Source organism: Nocardiopsis rhodophaea (assembly GCF_039530945.1).
GTDB classification, from domain to species: Bacteria; Actinomycetota; Actinomycetes; order Streptosporangiales; family Streptosporangiaceae; genus Nocardiopsis_C; species Nocardiopsis_C rhodophaea.
Genome location: NZ_BAAAPC010000070.1, coordinates 1 through 635 on the forward strand (window position 1 = coordinate 1; position 635 = coordinate 635).

The window sequence follows — 635 nt, forward strand, 5'->3', positions numbered from 1 at the left end:
TGGCACGCAAGCTGGAAGAGTTAGGGCATTTTCCAAAGCTGATATCACCGCAATTTGTCCGCCCATTCGTTAAAAGCAACAAAAATGACTTCGTTGATGCTGAAGCTATCTGTGAAGCAGCATCACGTCCATCTATGCGTTTCGTGCAGCCCAGAACCGAATCTCAGCAGGCAATGCGAGCTCTGCATCGTGTCCGTGAATCCCTGGTTCAGGATAAGGTGAAAACAACTAATCAGATGCATGCTTTTCTGCTGGAATTTGGTATCAGCGTTCCGCGAGGTGCTGCCGTTATTAGTCGACTGAGTACCCTTCTTGAGGACAGTAGTTTGCCTCTTTATCTCAGCCAGTTACTGCTGAAATTACAACAGCATTATCACTATCTTGTTGAGCAGATTAAAGGTCTGGGATCTCAGTTGAAACGAAAGTTGGACGAAGATGAGGTTGGACAGCGCTTGCTGAGTATTCCCTGCGTTGGAACGCTGACTGCCAGTACTATTTCAACTGAGATTGGCGACGGGAAGCAGTACGCCAGCAGCCGTGACTTTGCGGCGGCAACAGGGCTGGTACCCCGACAGTACAGCACGGGAGGTCGGACGACATTGTTAGGGATTAGCAAGCGGGGCAACAAAAAGATC

General features: G+C 49.3%; 1 pseudogene. It reads left to right on the top strand.

The window, feature by feature from the left end:
* A pseudogene (locus ABD259_RS25695) lies at window positions 1-635 on the top strand (IS110-like element IS4321 family transposase); the annotation flags it as partial.